We start from the raw sequence: 15,766 nt of genomic DNA, 5'->3' as shown, positions 1-15,766 counted from the left end.
GGCGCGGCCGCGGCCTTTGGTCGCGCGCGATGGTGTTGGCGGCTCTCAGTCGCCTGCGCCTTGCAGGCGCTTGCTCCAGCTCTCTATTTCGCGGCGTTGCAGGCGGCGTTGGAACAGCGCCTGCCATGACGGCACCAGCGGCAGTTGCAGCACCTCGGTGATGGCGGCGACGTCGACATCGCGCGCATACAGCAGCTGTTGCAGGCGCGACAGCGTCCATTGCGGATGCGGTCGCTGCTGCAGTGTCAGCATGTCGCCGGCCGCAACGTCGCCGGACTGCAGCACGCGGTAATACCAACCGGTGCGGCCGGTGTCCTGCACGCGGCGCGCCATGTCGCGCAGGCCGAAACGGTCGGACAGCTTCCAGCATGGCTGACGCAGCTGCGACACTTCCACCACTGCCGTACCCAACGCAAAGCGATCGCCCAGGCAGACCTCGGCTTCGGTAAGGCCGAGGCTGCTCAGGTTCTCGCCGAATGCGCCGGCCGTCTCCAGCAATGCCTGCGCACCGAGCTCGGCCTGCCAGGCGGCGTAGTGATCGCGTGGATAGTGATGGATCGCCTTGTCCGGCCCGCCATGCACACGCCGGTCGCCCTGCTCGTCGCCGTGCAGACCGTCGGGACCGACGTGCACCCTGCCGTCCACCGCCCGCTTGTCGATCGCGCTGCGGCTACCGGGCCGGGTGAAGTCGCGTGCGACACCGATCGCAACGCTATCGATGGTGATCGCAAGCGCAGGCGCCTGCATGCCAGCGGCCTGCGTGCTCACGCGCCCTGCCCGGGCAATTCGGCCAGCGCCTCGCGTAGCACCTGGCCCAGGACCTGGATGCCGGCGTCGATCCTGTCGCCAGGCACGGTGACAAACGACAGCCGCAAGGTATTGACCTGCGGCAAGGTGGCGTAGAACGGCGCGCCCGGCACGAACGCGACATTGCGCGCGATCGCACGCGCCAGCAGCGCGGTGCCGTCCAGCCCGGGTGGCAGGGTCACCCACAGGAACATGCCGCCTTCGGGGCGATTCCATTGCACCTGGGGCGGGAAATGCCGATCCAGTGCCTCCAGCATCAGGCTGCATTGACGCGCATACAGCGCGCGGATCTGCGGGATGTGCGTGTCCAGGAAATCGTCCTGCAACGTCTGGTGGACCACGCGCTGGGTGAACGAGGGTGTATGCAGATCGGCCGCCTGCTTGGCCTGGATCAGCTTGCCCAGCACCGCTTCGGGCGCGACCACGTAGCCCAGCCGCAACCCAGGCGCGAGCACCTTGGAGAACGAGCCCATGTATATGACGCCCTCCGGGTTGAGCGACAGCAGGCTCGGCAGCGGCTGGCCGCTGTAATACAGCTCGCCATACGGATCGTCTTCGACGATCGGCACGCCCGCCTCCGCCGCGCGCGCCACCAGGGCCTGACGGCGCGCCAGCGGCAGCCGGCGACCGGTGGGGTTCTGGAAATTCGGCAGGCAATACAGAAAGCGCGCATCGGCCAGCACTGCAGGATCCAGCGCCTCCACCACCACTCCGTCCTCGTCCGAGGGCATGCCGACAAAGCTCGGCTGGAACAGCGAGAACGCCTGCAGCGCGCCCAGGTAGCTTGGCGTTTCCACCAGCACCTTGCTGCCTTCGTCGATGAAGACCTTGCCGAGCAGGTCCAAGCCCTGCTGCGAGCCGGTGGTGATCAACACTTGGCTGGGCCGGATGTTGGCGCCGTCGCGGCTCAGGCGTGCGGCCACCCATTCGCGCAGCGGCGCATAGCCTTCGGTGGGGCCGTATTGCAGCGCGGCCTGCGGCGCATCGCGCAGCACCTGATCGCTGGCCGCGCGCATGCGCTCCACCGGAAAGGTGGCCGGCGACGGCAGCCCGCCGGCGAAGGAAATCACCTCCGGCCGCTCGGTCACCTTGAGGATTTCGCGAATCGCCGAACTGGTCAGCGCCTGCGCACGTCGGGAGATCTGGAAAGAGGTCGTCATCGCGCAAGCATAGCGAAGGCCAGTGGCCGACGCGCTGTGCACTGCAGCGTCGACGACGCAACTCGGCTAGTGACAGTGTTGCTGCTGCACCGATCATTGCCACGCGTCACGACGCTCGCCTGGGTTGCAGCGGCGCTAACGAACACCCGCTACAGTGATGCCGATGCACTGGCGTCGATGCCAGCCGGCAAGGCAATCGCTACACGCGCATCCCCTCGCCCAGGATGGTCACCGGCTTCTGTCGTCGACGCGGGTTACCTGCGCAAATCGGCTGGGCCGCGAGCCAGGGCAGCGCGTACCGGTAACAGGCAGCCCTTCTGCGCATCGATGGCGCCGGCACGACAATGCGGCGGCAATCGTGCCGACGGCGTTCAGTCGTACGCCGGGCCGACCCACGCAGTGCCTTCGCTGCGTTCGATCAAGGTCTTCCAGCGCTTGCGGACCAGCTTGTCGCGCGAGCGGAAGGTCATGCGCAAGCCCGGCAAGCCGAGCGTGGCACGCGTCTCGACCATGGCCGAGGCCTCATCGGCAGCAATCTCGACCTTGGTGATCGACTGCTTGTAGTCGATCACCTCTTCCGGGTTGGTCACATGACGCATCTGACGCAGCACCTGCGCCCATTCGCCATTGGATTTGCAGTACTGCTCGCGCGTGGTGGTCTGCCGCTTCTGGTGCGAATCCATGCGGTACAGCACCACCATTTCGAACGCCGGCGCGGTCATCGCGCACAGCGCTTCGCCGTCCTGACCGAGCATCGCCTTGTCGTGCGCGGCGTAGAAATCGCGCACCTGCGCTTCGTCCAGCGCGTTGCCACCGTAGTTATAAATGCCGGCAACCGCCGCCAGGATTGCCAATAACACCAACAACCGCATCTGTGTCCCCTGCACCGCCGCGTCCTGCGGCCGCGCAAGTGTAAGGGATGCGATGGATCAGTGACGACGTGGCGGCGCCGGACCGCAGCTGTCGCAGCCGCCGCAGGCTGCGGCGTTCTGCGCCGCCGGCGGCGCCACGCGGCGGCCCAGCGCCCGCATCCACGCAGGCCGCCCATCGCGCAGCAGGCCGATCGCCACTGCGCCGCGCAGACGCCGCAGCGTGCCGGGAAATTGCTTCTTCATCACCACCCACAGGCTGAGCAACACCGCCAGCGCGATGACAACGTATTGCAGCGTGAGCGACAGATCCACTTCAGCCGGCTCCCAGCAGCACGGCCAGCTGGTAGGTCACCAGCGAGGCCAGGTAGGCCAGTGCGAACAGGTACACCGCGCTGACCGTCATCTGCTTCCACGAGTTGGTTTCTCGCTTGATCGTGGCCAGCGTGGAGATGCACATCGGCGCGTAGATGTACCAGACCAGCAGCGACAGCGCGGTGGCCAGCGACCAGCCATCGCTGATCAGCGGCGACAAGGCCTGCGCGGCAGCATCGTCGTCGGCCGCCGACAGCGCGTAGACGGTCGCCAGCGAGGCCACCGCCACTTCGCGCGCGGCCAGGCCCGGGATCAGCGCGATGCAGATCTGCCAGTTGAAGCCCAGCGGCGCGAAGAAGACCGCCATCGCATGGCCGATGCGCCCGGCGAAGCTGTAATCGATCGCCGGCAAGGTGGCGTCGGCCGGCGCGGCCGGGAACGACAGCAGGAACCACAGCAGGATGGTCAGGGCCAGAATGATGCCGCCGACGCGCTTGAGGAAGATCAGCGCACGCTCCCACAGCCCCAGCGCCAGGTCGGGCAGATGCGGCAGGCGGTACGACGGCAGTTCCAGCATCAGCGGATGCTCGCTCTTGTCGCGGCGCCACTTCTTCATCGTCCACGACACCAGCAGCGCACTGACGATGGCCGCGGCATACAACCCGAACAGGATCAGGCCCTGCTGGTTGAAGATGCCCCACACGGTCTTCTGCGGGATGAAGGCGCCGATCAGCAAGGCATACACCGGCAGGCGCGCCGAACACGTCATCAATGGCGCGACCATGATGGTGGCGAGCCGGTCGCGCGGGTCCTGGATGCTGCGGGTGGACATGATGCCCGGCACCGCACAGGCAAAGCTCGACAGCAACGGGATGAACGAGCGCCCGGACAAGCCGGCGGCAGACATCATGCGGTCGAGCAGGAAGGCCGCGCGCGGCAGGTAGCCGGACTCCTCCAGCGCCAGGATGAAGGCGAACAGGATCAGGATCTGCGGCAGGAAGATCACCACCCCGCCCAGGCCGGCGATGATGCCGTCCTTGAGCAGGCTGTTGAGCGGTCCTTCCGGCAAGGTGGCGCCGACCCACTCGCCCAGTGCCGAGGTGCCGCCGTCGATCAGGTCCATCACCGGCGTGGCCCAGGCATACACCGCCTGGAAGATCAGGAACATCACCACCGCCAGCGTGACCAGGCCCCAGAGCGGGTGCAGTAGCCAGCGGTCCAGCGCATCGTCCACCCGCGAGGTGCGGGTCGGCATGCTGACGGCCGCACTCAGAATCTGCCGCACCTGGGCGTGATAGTTGCCATCGGCCGGCGGCGCGGCGCTGGGGGCGACCAGGCGCGCGGCCTGCGTATCGAGCCGCTCGACCAGCGCCTTGGCACCGCCGCGGCGTACCGCCACGGTTTCCACCACCGGCACCCCGAGCGCCTGTTCCAGCGCCGGCAGGTCGATGACGATGCCGCGTCGTTGCGCGGCGTCGACCATGTTCAAGGCCACGATCATCGGCCGGCCCAGCTCGCGCAACTCCAGCGCAAAGCGCAGGTGCAGGCGCAGGTTGGTCGCATCCATCACGCAGACCAGCACGTCCGGTGCCGGTTCGCCGGGGTAGAAGCCACGGCACAGGTCGCGGGTGATCGCCTCGTCCAGGCTGGCCGGCTGCAGGCTATAGGCGCCGGGCAGATCCAGCACCGCGAAGTCGCGCCCGGATGGCGCACGGAACTGCCCTTCCTTGCGTTCGACGGTGACGCCGGTGTAGTTGGCGACCTTCTGCCGGCTGCCGGTCAGCTGATTGAACAGTGCAGTCTTGCCGCTGTTGGGATTGCCCACCAGCGCCAGCCGCAACGGGACGCTCGCCGCGCTCATGCCTGTGCTCCATCGACGCGTACCTGCACGCGTGCGGCCTCGCTGCGGCGCAGGGCGAACCGGGTGTAACCGACCTGTACCAGCAGCGGTTCGCGCCCGACCGGCCCGGTCGCCAGCACCGTGACTTCTTCGCCGGCGACAAACCCCAGTTCGCGCAGACGCCGGGCGATCGTGTCGTTGGGGAGGCGATCCTCCACGGAATCCACGATGGCGGCGCGATGCAAGGGCATGTCGGACAGCGTCACAAAGACGGCCTGATTGTTAGGAATGGTTCTCAATTCTAGCATCGACGCACCGCGTCATGGCTCAGCCGACCCGTGCCGCTATCATGGTTCGCATCCCATTCATGGACGTTGACGCAATGCAGGACACCGGCTTGATCGTGGAGGACCAGGGAGCGGTCCGCACGTTGCGACTGCACCGCCCGGCGGTGCACAACGCCTTCGATGCGACCTTGATTGGCGCGCTCACCGACGCCTTGCAGCAGGCCGGCCGGGCAGCGCAGATCCGCGTCGTCGTGATCACCGGTGCCGGCGCTGCGTTCTCTGCAGGAGCGGACCTGAACTGGATGCGCGGCATGGCCGGCGCCAGCGAGGCCGACAACGCGGCCGATGCGCTCGCCCTGGCACGCCTGATGCGCACGCTGGACGAGTTGCCCAAGCCGACCATCGCGCGCGTCAACGGCGCGGCGTTTGGCGGCGGCGTGGGCCTGGTGGCGTGCTGCGATATCGCGATCGGCTGCACCGAGGCACGCTTCGGGCTGACCGAGAGCAAGCTCGGCCTGCTGCCGGCGGTGATTTCGCCGTATGTGATCGCAGCGATCGGCGCGCGCCAGGCACGGCGCTGGTTCGCCACTGCCGAGATCTTCGATGCGGCCACCGCGCAGCTGCTGGGCCTGTTGCATCAACTGGTGGCCGCCGACCAACTGGATATCGCGGTGGAGCGCCAGGTCCGCCTGTTGCTGGCGGCAGCGCCATTGGCCGCGGCCAGCGCCAAGGCGCTGGTACGCGCGGTGCTGCCGCCGATCGACCGCGATGCCATCGACGCTGCCAATGCCGCGTGGATCGCACGCCTGCGCGTTTCCCCGGAAGGTCAGGAAGGCCTGGGCGCCTTCCTCGACAAGCGCAGCCCGGCCTGGGTGCCGGAGGGCGCGGCGTGAGCGACTTCGTCCGCATTGTCGAGGTCGGCCCGCGCGATGGCCTGCAGAACGAAGCGATGCCGATCGCCACCGCCGACAAGATCGCCTTGATCGATCAACTCTCCGCGACCGGGCTGCGCAGCATCGAGGCGACCAGCTTCGTCAGCCCGCGCTGGGTGCCGCAGCTGGCCGATGCGGCCGAGGTGTTTGCCGGCATCACCCAGGCGCCGGGCATCGCCTATCCGGTGCTGGTGCCGAACCTGCAGGGCTATGCGCGCGCACGCGCCGCCGGCGCACAGGAGGTGGCGGTGTTCACCGCGGCGTCGGAGGCCTTCAATCGCACCAACACCAACGCCGGCATCGACGAATCGATCGCGCGCTTTCGGCCGATCCTGGAACAGGCCGCGCTCGACGGCGTGCGCGTGCGCGGTTATGTCTCCACCGTACTGGGCTGCCCGTATCAGGGCGAGGTGCCGGTGGCCGACGTGGTGGATGTCGCGCAACGGCTGTACGCACTGGGCTGCTACGAGATTTCGCTGGGCGACACCATCGGCGTCGGCACCCCGGCCAAGGCACGCCAGATGCTGGCCGCGGTTGCGCAGGCGGTCCCGATGCCGGCATTGGCCGTGCACTTCCACGACACCTACGGCCAGGCGCTGGCCAACATCGCCGCCTGTCTGGAGCAAGGCGTGCGCGTGGTCGATGCGGCGGTGTCCGGTGCCGGCGGCTGCCCCTACGCCAAGGGCGCCAGCGGCAATGTGGCCAGCGAAGATGTGGTGTATCTGCTGCATGGGCTGGGCATGTCGACCGGCATCGACCTGCCTGCCCTCGCCCGTACCGGCCGCTGGCTGGCGCAGTTACTGGGCCGCGAGACCGGCAGCAAGGTCGGCAAGGCCTTGGCGGCGGCCGGCTGAGATTTCAGTCCCGCACGCTGCCGCACCCGCACATCTTCCAGGGCGGTCACACGGACGCTTCGGCTAGAATCGCCGGCTGCGTCGTCACCCGTTCGCCTGCCGGCATCCACCGGCTTCCAGGATTTCCAAGGAACCACCGCATGCAGCCTTCTTCTGTTCTTGCCATCGTCACCGGCGGCGTTTCCGGCCTGGGCCTGGCCGTGGCGCAGCGCATCGTGGCCGACGGCGGCAAGGTCGCCCTGTTCGACGTCAACGCCGACAAGGCCGAGGCGGCGCTGGCGCTGCTCGGTGACGGCAACGCGCAGTATTTCGCCACCGACGTCACCGACGAAGCGCAGGTCGCCGCCAACGTGGCGCAGGCCGCGCAGGCGCTGGGCGGGCTCAACCTGGCGGTGAACTGCGCCGGCATCCTGGGCTCGGGCCGCGTGCTCGGCAAGGAAGCGCCGATGCCGCTGGCGACCTTCCGCACCACGGTGCTGGTCAACCTGGTCGGCAGCTTCAATGTCGCCAAGGCCGCGGCCGACGTAATGCAGCACAACAGCGCCGGCGACGACGGCGAGCGCGGCGTGATCATCAACACCGCGTCGGTGGCCGCCTACGAAGGCCAGATCGGCCAGGCCGCCTATGCCGCCAGCAAGGGGGGTGTGGTCGGCATGACCTTGCCGATGGCGCGCGAGCTGGCGCGCTTCGGCATCCGCGTGATGACGATCGCACCGGGCGTGTTCTGGACCCCGATGGTGGACGGCATGCCCGAGGCGGTGCAGCAATCGCTGGCCGCAGCGATCCCGTTCCCCTCGCGTCTGGGCCAACCCGACGAATACGCCGACACCGTCGCCTTCATCCTGCGCAATCGCTACCTCAACGGCGACGTGATTCGCCTGGACGGCGGCGTGCGGTTGGCGCCCAAGTAGCGGGGAATGGGGAATCGGGAATGGGGAATCGTAACGGCGCCCTATTCTCAGCACCCCGGCCCCGGCTTTTCCGATTCCCCATTCCCAACTCCCGATTCCCATGAAAGCTAACGACATCAAGAAAGGCAACGTCGTCGAATACAACGGCGGCATCTACCAGATCCGCGACATCGAGCGCAGCTCGCCGCAGGGCCGCGGTGGCAACGTGCGCTTCCGCTTCATCATGTACAGCGTACCCGGTGGCGCCAAGCTGGATGCCAGCTTCGACGCCGACGACAACCTGCCGGAAGTGGAGTTGCTGCGTCGCCTGTCGACGTTCTCGTACAAGGATGGCGAGGCGTTCGTGTTCATGGACGACGAGGATTTCACTCCCTACACGCTGGATGCTGACGTGATCGGCACCGATGCCGGCTACATCATCGACGGGCTGACCGGCATCTACGTGCAGGTGATCGACGACCAGCCGGTGGCCGTGCAACTGCCGCAGACGGTGACGCTGGAAGTGGTCGAAACCCCGCCCGAACTCAAGGGCGGCACCGCCACCAAGCGGCCCAAGCCGGCCAAGCTCAATACCGGCCTGGAAATCATGGTGCCCGAGTACATCACCAACGGTGAGCGCGTGCTGGTCAACACCACCACCGGCGAATTCGCGGGCCGCGCCGACTGATGCGCAAGCTGGTCGTTGTGGTGACGCTGGGGCTGCTGGGCGCCTGCACGGCGCAACCAGCCCCGGCGCCGACAGCCACGCCCGCACCTACGCCGGTGGCCTGCACCGATGCCAAGGTGGACGAGGAGTGGCTGCAACATCCGCCCGGCCTGTGCGGCATGCCGGAGGACGTACGCACGCTGGTGGAGGATTACGACACCTGCGAGCACTTCGCGGGCGAGGACCCGTACGACGCCGATCGTCGCCACGAGATCGAGGTGGCGATCGCGCAATTCTGCACGCCCGCACCGGCACGGCTTGCAAAGCTGATGCAGCAGTACCGCAACAACGCGCAGGTCAGCGACTGGCTGCGCAAGTATTCGGTGCAGGCGGATCTGCAACCGGCTGGCTGAGGTGCGCCGGCTGGTGTGACAGGTGCCAGCTGGTGCAATGCGTCGTCCCTGGCCGGAGCACCGGGAACTGGGACCTACCGCTGCAGGCGTTTGTCGGCAGCCGTATCACCGCGCGCTAGCTCGCGCAGGCGTGCGCGCAGGCGCTGCACATTCGCCTCGCCCTGCTCCAGTCCGGCGCGGACGTCGGCGGGCAGTTGCTGCCGCCCCAGCGCCTGCAGCTGTTTCCAGCCGTCGACCAGTACGCCGGTTTCCTGCGCCACGCGCGCGCTCAGGTCCTGCCGCTCTTCCGCTTGCGGCAGTCCGTAGCTGGCGCTGCCCAACAGCGTGGCCGGATGACTGAGCCGGGCCTGCCGCGCGAACAGCGACTGCAGCTGACCCTGCACCGAGTCACGCGCGGCCGCGCCGGGTGTCAGCAGGCGCTTGAGCGCATCGCGTGCCAGCAATTCCTGGCGGCGCAACGCGGCCTGTTCCAGCAACAACGCTGCAGCGGTCTCGCGCAGACCGCCGCGGTCGAACCACTGCGCACGCGCATCCGCGCGCGCGTCCAGCCATTGCTCCACGCTGGTCTGCGGCACCGGCAGGCCGCGGCGGATCACCTCGAACATGGTCTGGTAATGCGCTGCCGCCGACTCGAAGTAATAGCCCTGGCGAATCGCCTGCGCAGGGTCGTCCAGCACCTGCATGTCGGCGATGCCGGCGCGCTGCAAGCGCTGCCTCACGCCGCGCGGGGTGATCGACGACAGCCGTGCCGCGGCCAGCCGCGGCACGCCGTCGTGCAGGAGCTTGAAGGTCTCCACCGCGCAGTTGTTGCCGATGAAGTAGTAGCGGCCGTCGTAACTCCAATGCACCTGCGCGGCGCGTGCTAGCAGCGCGGCGATCTCCCCGCGCGTCAGTGTCAGCGGCACCGACGACAGCGCGCGCAGCTCCACCTTGGTGTATTCGTCCACGATCTGATTCAACGGCAATACGAACAGCCGCGAGGGATACGAACCGGTCAGCCCGCGCCAGCTGGAAATCTGCACATCGCCGACGAAGGCGCGGAACGACAGCACGCGGTGATACTGCAGATCCAGACGGCAATCGGGACCGGGCGCGCGGCCAGGGGCACAGATCACCAGACGCAGCATGCTGTGGCCCCAGCGGCTCATCGGCTGCGCATTGCCCTCGGCCAGCAGGTAGTCCACCGCGTACACACGCGCTGGATCCAGTGCCAGCAGCGACATCGCGCCGGCATCGTTATCGGCCTGCAGGTACGGTAGCGTCGTCTCGCAATGGGTTGCACCGGGCATGCCACCGACCTGCTCGGCGAACCAGGCCGCCAGCGCCGGACGCCGGCAGTGATAGTCGGCATCGAGCACGTAGTGTTCGAGATTCACCGCGACGAATTCGGCTGGGCTGCGCCGCTCGTAATCGTCGGGACTGCGATCGCTGAACCGGTTTGCGCCACGCCCGATCCGCCAGGGACGCACCTGCCAGCCGGCCAGATCGCGCAGTCGCGGGTCGCGCGACAGGCCGCCGTGCGCACCGCGGTCCAGCACATGCGCCAGTTCATGCACCACGGCGGCCATTGCCGCGCGCGTGGCCGGTGCCTCGGGGTCGGTCTGCGTGGCCGTCGCCTGCGCGCTCCAGGCATCCAGCAGCGCACGATCGAGCAGGATGCGCCGGCCGATCGCGCGGCCGTGCACGTGTGCCGGCAAATCCGTGCGCCATTGCAGCTGGATCGGTGCGTCGATGCGCTGCATCCAGGCAGGCGGCAGACGCTGCGCCACCTGTTCCACCAATGCGTGCGTGGTGTCGATCTGCGCCGCAGACAGGCCCTGCGGATCGACATCGATGCGTAATTCGGCCTGCGCCGCCGGTGCGATCGCTGCGGCCAGCCACAGCCACCAGCACCGGCGAGGAAAACTCACTGGGCCAGGATGGACTGCGCCAGCTCCAGGTCGCTGGACAGCCGCGCCGCATCGCTACGGCTGCGCAACTGCAGCAGCGCCGCTTCCAGCCGCGCCCCGCGGATCGCGCCATCGCTGGCGACGAAGCCGGCGGCATCTTCGCGTGCGTCGGCCACCACCTTGTCGTCGCCGGAACTGCTGCCGGAGGAATTGGAGGAACCGGCCGACGATGCACCCGCCGAGGTTCCGGCCAGGCTGGATGCGAAGGCCGCCAGCGGCAGCAGCGTCAAAGCGCAAAACACGAGGGAGCGCATCATTGGCGTATCGATTCCATGTGAAGGTGGTGAAAGACTAACCGGCACGCGTGGCGGCAGGCGCGTCGTCCATCTCGAACAGCTTGCCGGGATTCAGCAAAAGATGAGGATCGAGCACATGTTTGATCCCGCGCATCAAGGCGATCTCCTCGGCCGAGCGCGTGCTCCACAGATAGGCCTTCTTGACCAGGCCGATGCCGTGTTCGGCAGAGATGCTGCCGCCAAAACGCTGCAAGGCCTGCGCCAGCAACTTGGTCACCTGATCGCAGGCCGCCACGAAATCGGCCTGGCTAGTGCCATCGGGCTTGAGCACGTTGATATGCAGGTTGCCATCGCCGATATGGCCGAACCAGACCACATCGAAATGCGGATACGCATCGTGCAGCAACGCCTGGGTTTCGGCCAGGAACGCCGGCATCGCCGAGATGCGCACCGACACGTCATTCTTGTACGGCGTGTAGCGCGCCAGCGCTTCGGTGATGCCTTCGCGCAGCCGCCACAGTTGCGCGGCCTGCGCATCGCTCTGGCTGATCACCCCGTCGCTGACCCAGCCCTGCTCCATGCAGGTCTCGAATGCCGCCATCGCTGCGGCTTCCTGCGCCTCGTCGCCAGCAGCGAATTCGGTGACCACGTAATACGGATACACCTGCGCAAATGGCGCCTGCGCGCCGTGCGCCAGCACGTGTTCGAGCGCGCGGTCGGTGAAGAACTCGAATGCCTCCAGCCGCAGCTGCGCGCGGAACGCGGCAAACACCTGCATCAACACCTCGAATGAAGGCAGCGCCAGCAGCATCACGTTGCTGGGCGGCGGCGGGTCAGTCAGCCGCAATGTCGCTTCGACCACCACGCCGAGCGTGCCTTCGGAGCCGATCATCAAATGGCGGAAATCGTAGCCGCTGGAATTCTTCACCAGCGCGTTGTTGAGCTCCAGCAGTTCGCCGGCACCGGTGACCACCTTCAGGCCGGCCACCCAGTCGCGGGTATTGCCGTAGCGGATCACGCGGATGCCGCCGGCATTGGTGGCGATATTGCCGCCGATCGAACACGAGCCTCGCGCGGCGAAATCCACCGGATACACCAGACCATGCTCGCGCGCGGCATTGTGCACCGCTTCCAGCGGCATGCCGGCCTGGACGGTGAGCGTGCGATCCACCGCATTGAACTCCAGCGGCTTGTTCAGGCGCTCCAGGCTCAGCACCAGCTCGCCGTTGGCAGCCACCGCACCGCCGGACAAGCCGGTGCGCCCGCCCGAAGGCACTACTGCAACCGCGTTCGCATTGGCCCAGCGCAGCACCGCCTGCACCTCGTCCACCGCACCGGGCAAGGCGATCGCCAGCGGGTTGGGCGTCCAGCGCCGCGTCCAGTCGCGGCCGTAGTGTTCCAGGTCAGCCGGCTCGGTCTTCAAACGCAACGCGGGCACGGCCTGTTGCAACGAAAGGATGCGGGGATCGGTCATGGCACACGGCGCTGCGGTAGGAACCGCACAGCGTGCCAGTGCGCGCCAGGCGCGTCCAGTTGCACGGCGTGGCGCCGCCACGGCGTTGGATTCAGCTGAAACCGTTGCACCGCAAGGACTTAGCCTGCGCAAACACTGCGTTGCGGGCGCCCCATCGCGCGGCCCATCTGGCATAGTTGCCGACCCGATTGCTGCAATGCGCTCCCCCATGTCGCCGAAGAGAACCTCGTTTCCCAAGCAGGACATCCGCGTCCTGTTGCTGGAAGGCATCAGCCAGACTGCCGTGGATGTGTTCCGCGCCGCCGGTTATTCGCAGATCGAACTGCACGCCAAGTCGTTGCCGGAAGACGAGCTCATCGCGCGCATCGCTGAGGCGCATATCGTCGGCATCCGCTCGCGCACGCAGTTGAGCGCCGAGGTGCTGGCGCATGCCAAGCGGCTGATCGCAGTGGGCTGCTTCTGCATCGGCACCAACCAGGTCGATCTGGACGCGGCCGAGCTGGCCGGCATCCCGGTGTTCAACGCGCCCTACTCCAACACCCGCAGCGTGGCCGAGCTGGTCATCGCCGAGGCGATCCTGCTGTTGCGCGGCATCCCGCAGAAGAACGCCGAATGCCATCGCGGCGGGTGGTCCAAGTCGGCCGCCGGCAGCCACGAAACGCGCGGCAAGGTGCTGGGCATCGTCGGTTACGGGCATATCGGCACCCAGGTCGGCGTGCTGGCCGAGTCGCTGGGCATGCAGGTGATCTTCCACGACATCGAAACCAAGCTGTCGCTGGGCAACGCGCGCGCGGCGATCGATCTGGACGACCTGCTGGCACGCTCGGACGTGGTGACCCTGCATGTGCCGGAGACGCCGTCGACCAAGGACATGATCGGCGCGGCGGAAATCGCGCGCATGAAGCACGGCGCGCATCTGATCAACGCCTCGCGCGGCACGGTGATCGACATCGACGCACTGGACGCGGCGCTGAGCTCCGGCCAGATCGGCGGCGCGGCGGTGGACGTGTTCCCGATCGAGCCCAAGGGCAATGGCGATGCGTTCGAATCAAAGTTGACCGCACACGACAACGTGATCCTGACCCCGCACGTCGGCGGCAGCACGCTGGAAGCCCAGGACAACATCGGCATCGAAGTGGCCGCCAAGCTGGTGCGCTACAGCGACAACGGCAGCACCCTGTCGGCGGTGAACTTCCCCGAGGTCACCCTGCCCGAGCACCCCGACAGCCTGCGTCTGCTGCATATCCACCGCAACGTGCCGGGCGTGCTGTCCAAGATCAACGAACTGTTCTCGCGCCACAACGTCAACATCGACGGCCAGTTCCTGCGCACCGATCCCAAGGTGGGCTACGTGGTCATCGACGTCAGCGCCAGCGAGGCGCAGGCCACCGCACTGAAGGAAGGCCTGGCGTTGATCGAAGGGACCTTGCGGACGCGCATTTTGTACTGAGCGGACTTTGTACCGAGGTGATCCCTTCTCCCAACGGGAGAAGGTGGCCCGAGGGGCCGGATGAGGCGCGCTGCGGCGAACTTCGGCGCGTCTGCCATGGCAAACGCGTCGCCACGCGCCAATAAGGAAGCCAGCACAAAACTGCGCAGCCTTTCCTTCTCCCATCGGGAGAAGGTGGCCCGAAGGGCCGGATGAGGGTACGGGTGACTCGAGAACTCTAGCCACCCGTTCCCTCACCCCGAACCTCCGCTCCGCGGCCCTCCCGCGCTTGCGGCGCGGGCGCTCCCAGGCACGCGCGCCCATGGCGCAAGCTGTGCCTGCTCGTCTCGACGGGAGAGGGGCTTTCGCAGACCTGAGCACGAAAAAACGTCTCATCACTCACCCACTGCTTCCAAGGCCATGACAGCGAATGGCCGAGGCAGCAGCGTGGCCGGGGATTGGCGGAGAGCGGCACACGGATGTGCCGCGGCGGCGAGTCAGACAGGATGTCTGACCGAGCCGAGCAGCCGATCGCCGGCCGCGCTGCTGCCACCCACCGAAGCCGCTAAGCGACAGGCCAGGCCGCGCTTGTGGCGCGCAAGCTGTGCCTGCTCGTCTCGACGGGAGAGGGGCTTTCGCAGACCTGAGCACGAAACAACGTCTCATCACTCACCCACTGCTTCCAAGGCCATGACAGCGAATGGCCGAGGCAGCAGCGTGGCCGGGGATTGGCGGAGAGCGGCACACGGATGTGCCGCGGCGGCGAGTCAGACAGGATGTCTGACCGAGCCGAGCAGCCGATCGCCGGCCGCGCTGCTGCCGCCCACCGAAGCCGGCAACTAACAAGCGCAGTGCCCGCGCTTGCGGCGCGAGCGCCAGTGGCACGCAAGCAGCGCCTTATTACCCCGACGAAAGGGGCGCTAAGAAGCTGCTCAATGCGCGTGCGCCACCCACTTCTCGGCCATGCGCCGCATCGACGGATCCAGCTGCGGATCGGCAAGCAGTTCGGCGACCGGGCGCCAAGCCAGGGCCAGCGATTCCTCGCTGACTTCGAATGCCTCGTCCGCTCCCGCCACCACCACATAGCGCGCATCGTAATGCCAGTGCCCGGCCACCTCGCCGCGCGCGGGAATCCAGTGCCGATCCAGGTCGAAGATGGCCGCGTCAGCCAGGCGCAAGCCGGTCAATCCGGACTCCTCCTGCGCCTCGCGCAAGGCCACCTGCGCCAGGTCGCGGTCGCCGTCGGCGTGCCCGCCCAGCTGCAGCCAGCGTTGCAACTTGCGGTGATGGGTCAGCAACGTGCGCGTGCCATCGGCACTGACCACCCACGCCGAGCCGGTGAAATGACCTTCGACACGCTCGCGCAGGAACGGGTTGGTGGCATCGTCCAGCAGCTGAGCGAACTGCTCGGCCAGCTCCGCTTCGTCCGGCCAGCGTGCGCGGTAGTCGGCCAATCGCTGTTGCAGGGTTGCATCCACCATCTGTCGTTCCCGGTCGCCCGTTGCGGGCCAGGCGGCCATTATCGCCATTCATGCTGCGTACGCGCTTGTCGTGAGCGTGTAGCTTTGGCAAGGTAGGCCGCTTGCCTGTCCCACCGGGACGCGGCGCACCACCTTCGCCCAGGCGCGCGCGCCTTAGTTGCCA

Annotated in this window: 16 protein-coding genes; 6 read left to right on the top strand and 10 right to left on the bottom strand. The window is 67.4% G+C overall.

The features are described from left to right. Positions 1-45 precede the first annotated feature (45 nt). The 6 genes from AC06DU_RS09635 to AC06DU_RS09610 all read right to left on the bottom strand — a co-directional run bounded on the left by AC06DU_RS09635 (position 46) and on the right by AC06DU_RS09610 (position 5,257). Positions 46-747 (bottom strand): MOSC domain-containing protein, encoded by a 702-nt coding sequence (locus tag AC06DU_RS09635; RefSeq protein WP_478204401.1) that lies wholly within the window; start codon positions 745-747, stop codon positions 46-48. A 17-nt stretch (positions 748-764) separates the two neighbouring features. Continuing rightward, complete coding sequence (locus tag AC06DU_RS09630; protein WP_478204245.1) at positions 765-1,967, bottom strand: aminotransferase-like domain-containing protein; 1,203 nt, start codon at positions 1,965-1,967, stop codon at positions 765-767. A gap of 371 nt (positions 1,968-2,338) precedes the next feature. Next, positions 2,339-2,839, bottom strand: coding sequence for an autotransporter outer membrane beta-barrel domain-containing protein (locus AC06DU_RS09625; RefSeq protein WP_478204243.1), 501 nt, complete (start codon positions 2,837-2,839; stop codon positions 2,339-2,341). 57 nt (positions 2,840-2,896) lie between these two features. After that, on the bottom strand, positions 2,897-3,151 hold the full coding sequence (locus AC06DU_RS09620; RefSeq protein WP_478204242.1) for a DUF6587 family protein: 255 nt from the start codon (positions 3,149-3,151) through the stop codon (positions 2,897-2,899). A 1-nt stretch (position 3,152) separates the two neighbouring features. Further along, a complete protein-coding gene (gene feoB, locus AC06DU_RS09615) occupies positions 3,153-5,012 on the bottom strand; it encodes a ferrous iron transporter B (protein ID WP_104589242.1) in 1,860 nt (619 codons plus the stop codon). Continuing rightward, positions 5,009-5,257: a FeoA family protein gene (locus tag AC06DU_RS09610; protein WP_016904358.1), complete on the bottom strand. Its 249-nt coding sequence runs from the start codon at positions 5,255-5,257 to the stop codon at positions 5,009-5,011. Before AC06DU_RS09610 ends, feoB begins: the two co-directional genes overlap by 4 nt. Positions 5,258-5,373: 116 nt before the next feature. On the opposite strand from AC06DU_RS09610, the gene AC06DU_RS09605 reads away from it, so the two are divergent. From AC06DU_RS09605 to AC06DU_RS09585, 5 genes are all read left to right on the top strand, one after another. Continuing rightward, a complete protein-coding gene (locus AC06DU_RS09605) occupies positions 5,374-6,171 on the top strand; it encodes an enoyl-CoA hydratase-related protein (RefSeq protein WP_016904357.1) in 798 nt (265 codons plus the stop codon). Beyond that, entirely contained in the window at positions 6,168-7,064 is an 897-nt protein-coding gene (locus AC06DU_RS09600; RefSeq protein WP_104568498.1) for a hydroxymethylglutaryl-CoA lyase, read from the top strand. The genes AC06DU_RS09605 and AC06DU_RS09600 overlap by 4 nt, the downstream gene beginning before the upstream one ends. 140 nt (positions 7,065-7,204) lie before the next feature. Beyond that, positions 7,205-7,975, top strand: coding sequence for an SDR family oxidoreductase (locus tag AC06DU_RS09595; RefSeq protein ID WP_039527531.1), 771 nt, complete (start codon positions 7,205-7,207; stop codon positions 7,973-7,975). Positions 7,976-8,075: 100 nt separating this feature from the next. Further along, positions 8,076-8,642: an elongation factor P-like protein YeiP gene (yeiP, locus tag AC06DU_RS09590; RefSeq protein ID WP_016904354.1), complete on the top strand. Its 567-nt coding sequence runs from the start codon at positions 8,076-8,078 to the stop codon at positions 8,640-8,642. Beyond that, positions 8,642-9,034, top strand: a complete 393-nt coding sequence (locus AC06DU_RS09585; RefSeq protein WP_478204241.1) for a hypothetical protein — start codon at positions 8,642-8,644, stop codon at positions 9,032-9,034. The genes yeiP and AC06DU_RS09585 overlap by 1 nt, the downstream gene beginning before the upstream one ends. Positions 9,035-9,108: 74 nt before the next feature. Here AC06DU_RS09585 and AC06DU_RS09580 read toward each other — a convergent pair whose 3' ends face one another. The 3 genes from AC06DU_RS09580 to AC06DU_RS09570 are packed head-to-tail and all read right to left on the bottom strand — an operon-like array spanning position 9,109 to position 12,693. After that, complete coding sequence (locus AC06DU_RS09580; protein ID WP_478204240.1) at positions 9,109-10,944, bottom strand: DUF7844 domain-containing protein; 1,836 nt, start codon at positions 10,942-10,944, stop codon at positions 9,109-9,111. Continuing rightward, positions 10,941-11,240 (bottom strand): DUF2388 domain-containing protein, encoded by a 300-nt coding sequence (locus AC06DU_RS09575; RefSeq protein WP_024937732.1) that lies wholly within the window; start codon positions 11,238-11,240, stop codon positions 10,941-10,943. Before AC06DU_RS09575 ends, AC06DU_RS09580 begins: the two co-directional genes overlap by 4 nt. A 34-nt stretch (positions 11,241-11,274) precedes the next feature. Then, a complete protein-coding gene (locus AC06DU_RS09570) occupies positions 11,275-12,693 on the bottom strand; it encodes an FAD-binding oxidoreductase (protein WP_478204239.1) in 1,419 nt (472 codons plus the stop codon). Positions 12,694-12,901: 208 nt separating this feature from the next. Between AC06DU_RS09570 and serA the strand changes: the two genes are divergently transcribed. Then, positions 12,902-14,143 (top strand): phosphoglycerate dehydrogenase, encoded by a 1,242-nt coding sequence (gene serA, locus AC06DU_RS09565; RefSeq protein ID WP_024937734.1) that lies wholly within the window; start codon positions 12,902-12,904, stop codon positions 14,141-14,143. Positions 14,144-15,054: 911 nt separating this feature from the next. Here the strand turns inward: serA and AC06DU_RS09560 are convergent. After that, complete coding sequence (locus AC06DU_RS09560; protein WP_478204237.1) at positions 15,055-15,642, bottom strand: NUDIX hydrolase; 588 nt, start codon at positions 15,640-15,642, stop codon at positions 15,055-15,057. Between the last annotated feature and the right edge of the window lie 124 nt (positions 15,643-15,766).

Source organism: Xanthomonas sp. NCPPB 3200 (assembly GCF_056393585.1).
The sequence above is the reverse complement of the archived record's forward strand: the minus strand, read 5'-3'. Positions and strand labels throughout refer to the sequence as shown.